Source organism: Mariniflexile sp. AS56 (assembly GCF_030552475.1).
Classification (GTDB): Bacteria; Bacteroidota; Bacteroidia; order Flavobacteriales; family Flavobacteriaceae; genus Mariniflexile.
Genome location: NZ_JAUPED010000044.1, coordinates 1 through 3,312, shown reverse-complemented (window position 1 = coordinate 3,312; position 3,312 = coordinate 1). Strand labels below are relative to the sequence as shown.

General features: G+C 31.3%; 4 protein-coding genes. 2 read left to right on the top strand and 2 right to left on the bottom strand.

Translation table 11 applies throughout. The features are described from left to right. Positions 1-177 precede the first annotated feature (177 nt). Positions 178-402 carry a hypothetical protein gene (locus Q5N74_RS18845; protein WP_271856089.1) on the bottom strand — a complete coding sequence of 75 codons (225 nt, stop codon included), beginning with the start codon at positions 400-402 and terminating at the stop codon, positions 178-180. Positions 403-538: 136 nt separating this feature from the next. Then, positions 539-763 (bottom strand): hypothetical protein, encoded by a 225-nt coding sequence (locus Q5N74_RS18840; RefSeq protein ID WP_271856089.1) that lies wholly within the window; start codon positions 761-763, stop codon positions 539-541. 218 nt (positions 764-981) lie between these two features. Here Q5N74_RS18840 and Q5N74_RS18835 point away from each other — a divergent pair, with 218 nt between their 5' ends. Both Q5N74_RS18835 and Q5N74_RS18830 read left to right on the top strand, forming a co-directional pair. Beyond that, a complete protein-coding gene (locus Q5N74_RS18835) occupies positions 982-2,397 on the top strand; it encodes an amidohydrolase family protein (protein ID WP_304390545.1) in 1,416 nt (471 codons plus the stop codon). A 164-nt stretch (positions 2,398-2,561) separates the two neighbouring features. Next, positions 2,562-2,984: a hypothetical protein gene (locus tag Q5N74_RS18830; RefSeq protein WP_304390544.1), complete on the top strand. Its 423-nt coding sequence runs from the start codon at positions 2,562-2,564 to the stop codon at positions 2,982-2,984. The last annotated feature ends 328 nt before the right edge of the window (positions 2,985-3,312 follow it).

Genomic DNA, 3,312 nt, shown 5'->3' with positions numbered 1-3,312 from the left:
TTTCTACAACAAGCTTAAGAGATATTAAAAATCCTTTTGATAATTTGTAAGAAAGTAATTATATTAGCCTAAATACTCAAAAACACCATTTAAATATGAATGATAAAACGCATAAAAACCATCCATATCCCGCTAAAATGGAATATTATAGAGTATTCAATAAAGCATATAACTAAGTTAGGCAACATTTGAGCAGTTACCTTTTGAACATTCGCTATAAGCACCATAATTTCGGCTTCTTGTTTTTTCTATGGTTTCTAATTGAACTATAAAACCCTCGTTTGTAAGTTCTGTAAATTCCTTTTCAGTTTCTTTTGTCAAGCTATCTACGTGGCAAGCCAATGTAAATCCTTCACACTTCGGGCAAACTGCCACTTTTGATACATTTCCTTCTGTTCTCATAATAAAACGTTGCCTAACACTATATAAAATTAATTGCTATGTCAGGTCTTTTTAAAAGTTAGTGTTTATCTATTTAATTTATTTTTCATCCGATAGTAATTGCATTTTTACACGCAACTAATCTTATATTTTAACGTTAGGCAACATTTGAGCAGTTACCTTTTGAACATTCGCTATAAGCACCATAATTTCGGCTTCTTGTTTTTTCTATGGTTTCTAATTGAACTATAAAACCCTCGTTTGTAAGTTCTGTAAATTCCTTTTCAGTTTCTTTTGTCAAGCTATCTACGTGGCAAGCCAATGTAAATCCTTCACACTTCGGGCAAACTGCCACTTTTGATACATTTCCTTCTGTTCTCATAATAAAACGTTGCCTAACACTATATAAAATTAATTGCTATGTCAGGTCTTTTTAAAAGTTAGTGTTTATCTATTTAATTTATTTTTCATCCGATAGTAATTGCATTTTTACACGCAACTAATCTTATATTTTAACGTTAGGCACAATTTGACCAAAAATTGTAACAAATTCTCACATTTATCGTCTTCTTAACACAATCATCAATCAAAAAAATCATAATGAAATACTTAATAATTCTAATTCTAATTGTCACTATTAACTTCAATTTAAACGCACAAAACCAATCTCAATTAGATACAAATGAACAAGAGAATATTACATATGTCATAAGAAATGTGAACATAATCCCAATGACAGAGGACAATAAAGTCATTGAAAAAGCGACCGTTGTAATTCGTAATAAGAAGATACAATCAATTAATGATTCCATTCCAGTTAATGCTAAAACAATAGACGGAACAGATAAGTGGCTTATTCCAGGACTTATTGATATGCACGTTCATAATCTTGCGGACATAAGAATGAGTTCAAACTATCCTACAAAAGGTGCTACCTTATTTATGGATAACCAAGATTTTATGTTGCTCTACGTTGCGAATGGAGTTACTACGACTTTTGAACTTAGTGGTCGAGTAGAACATTTCGGACAGAGAAATGAAATTATCAATGGTAAAGTCATAGGACCTCGAATTGCTTTAGCATATTTAGTAGATGGTGGCGACTCTGGAAATACTGCAAACACGCCTAATGACGGAAGACAAACTGTAAGACTTGCTAAACAACAAGGCTATGAATTTATTAAAGTTTATTCTAATCTAAATATTGAGACTTATAAAGCTATTGTTGATGAGGCAAGTAAACAAAATATGAAAGTTATTGGTCATATTCCAACAATCTTTAAAGGAAACACTAAAGAGGCTTTTGTACCTCATTTTGGAATGGTTGCACACGCAGAGGAATTCTCAAGTCAGACTGACGAGTATACAATTGAAGTAGCTGAAGAGTTTGCAAAACTAGCAAAAGACAATAACACTTGGGTAATGCCAAACCTTTCAAATTTAGTATATATAGCAAAACAAGCACGCTCACTTGATAGTGTGCGAAATTTACCAAGTTTCAAATATGTGCATCCACTTATGCAAAGTAAATGGATAGTTTCAAATCAGTACAACAAAGGTACATCACCTGAACGTGTGGCGTATTTTGATTCACTTGTCGATTTTCATATTAGTATGGTAAAGGCTCTTAAAAATGCAGGTGTGCCAATGGTTGCAGGTACAGATTCAGGAACTTCGGGAATAGTTTGGGGATTTTCACTTCACAATGAGCTTGAGCTTTTAGTAAAAGCAGGTCTTACAGAAGAAGAAGCATTAATTTCGGCTACGAGATTACCAGCAAATTGGCTTGAAATTGAAGATAAAATTGGGACAGTAGAAATCGGAAAATTTGCAGACCTTGTTTTGCTTAACGCTAATCCGTTAGACAATATAAATAATACACGTAAAATAGCTGGTGTTTTTGTCAATGGCGAATGGGTAAACAAAGAATGGATTGACTATATGCTTTCGGATTTAGCAGAAAAAAATAATCGGAACAAAGATAAGTACGATTGGAATAAGAGAAGTGAATACTAAAAAAACTGTGCCTAACAACATGTATAATTCATTGCTTTGGCAAGTGCTCATCTGGAAAATTCCATCGGAATTTTCTCTGGCAAGTATTTGTTTACTAAATTAGTTGCTTAACCACGCAACTAATCATACACAAAACGTTACCACACATTTGACAAACATCACGTATGATAAAGGAAATTTTCGACATTGAACCAGTACAAAAAAACTCTCTAATTATATTTTTAGGAATATTGCCTATAACATTTTTACAATTATATTTATTCAAACCCGAATTAATAGACAAAGGAGTTTTTGTTGTTATTGGATCTTGTTTAGCTTTAACTGTTTGCTGGTATATCATAAATATTTTGCCATTAACTTTATTTCTTGAAGCAATAGTTGACAATGATGTTAATTTAGTAAGGTATGACACTATTATTTTTCTTTTAGGTCTTTTAGCAATTGCTTGGATTATATTATTTACATACATAGCTTATGAATTTAACTTAACTTTTAAAAATTTCATAAGATGTTCTATTGGAATGTCTTTTTTAAGATGCATTTTTTGGATTGTTTATAGTCTTATACCCAACCAAAAAAAAACATAATTAGCAATCCTATAAATAACACCAACGATTCTATAATAATCGTAATCAAAAGAATTTTATAAAACTTTGGATATTTATATTTTGACATAATATTTGATTTTAAATTAATAATCTGATTAAAAAACGTGTGGTAACAACACCTATAATTTATTGCTGGTATTGGCTTGCTTACGAAAATCCTTGCGGATTTTCTATTTGGTTTGTACTTGCTAAATTCATTGTCTTACCACGCAACAAATCATAGCACCATACGTTGTACCTAATTTAAGAAATGAACATTTTTCCAACCAAAGAACTGAAATTTAAACTAATCGATGACCAAGCAGAA

What these genes read in the sequence shown, in the direction of transcription:
- Q5N74_RS18840 (WP_271856089.1), bottom strand. Translation starts at nt 763, where the DNA reads ATGAGAACAGAAGGAAATGTATCAAAAGTGGCAGTTTGCCCGAAGTGT.
- Q5N74_RS18835 (WP_304390545.1), top strand. Translation starts at nt 982, where the DNA reads ATGAAATACTTAATAATTCTAATTCTAATTGTCACTATTAACTTCAAT.
- Q5N74_RS18830 (WP_304390544.1), top strand. Translation starts at nt 2,562, where the DNA reads ATGATAAAGGAAATTTTCGACATTGAACCAGTACAAAAAAACTCTCTA.
- Q5N74_RS18845 (WP_271856089.1), bottom strand. Translation starts at nt 402, where the DNA reads ATGAGAACAGAAGGAAATGTATCAAAAGTGGCAGTTTGCCCGAAGTGT.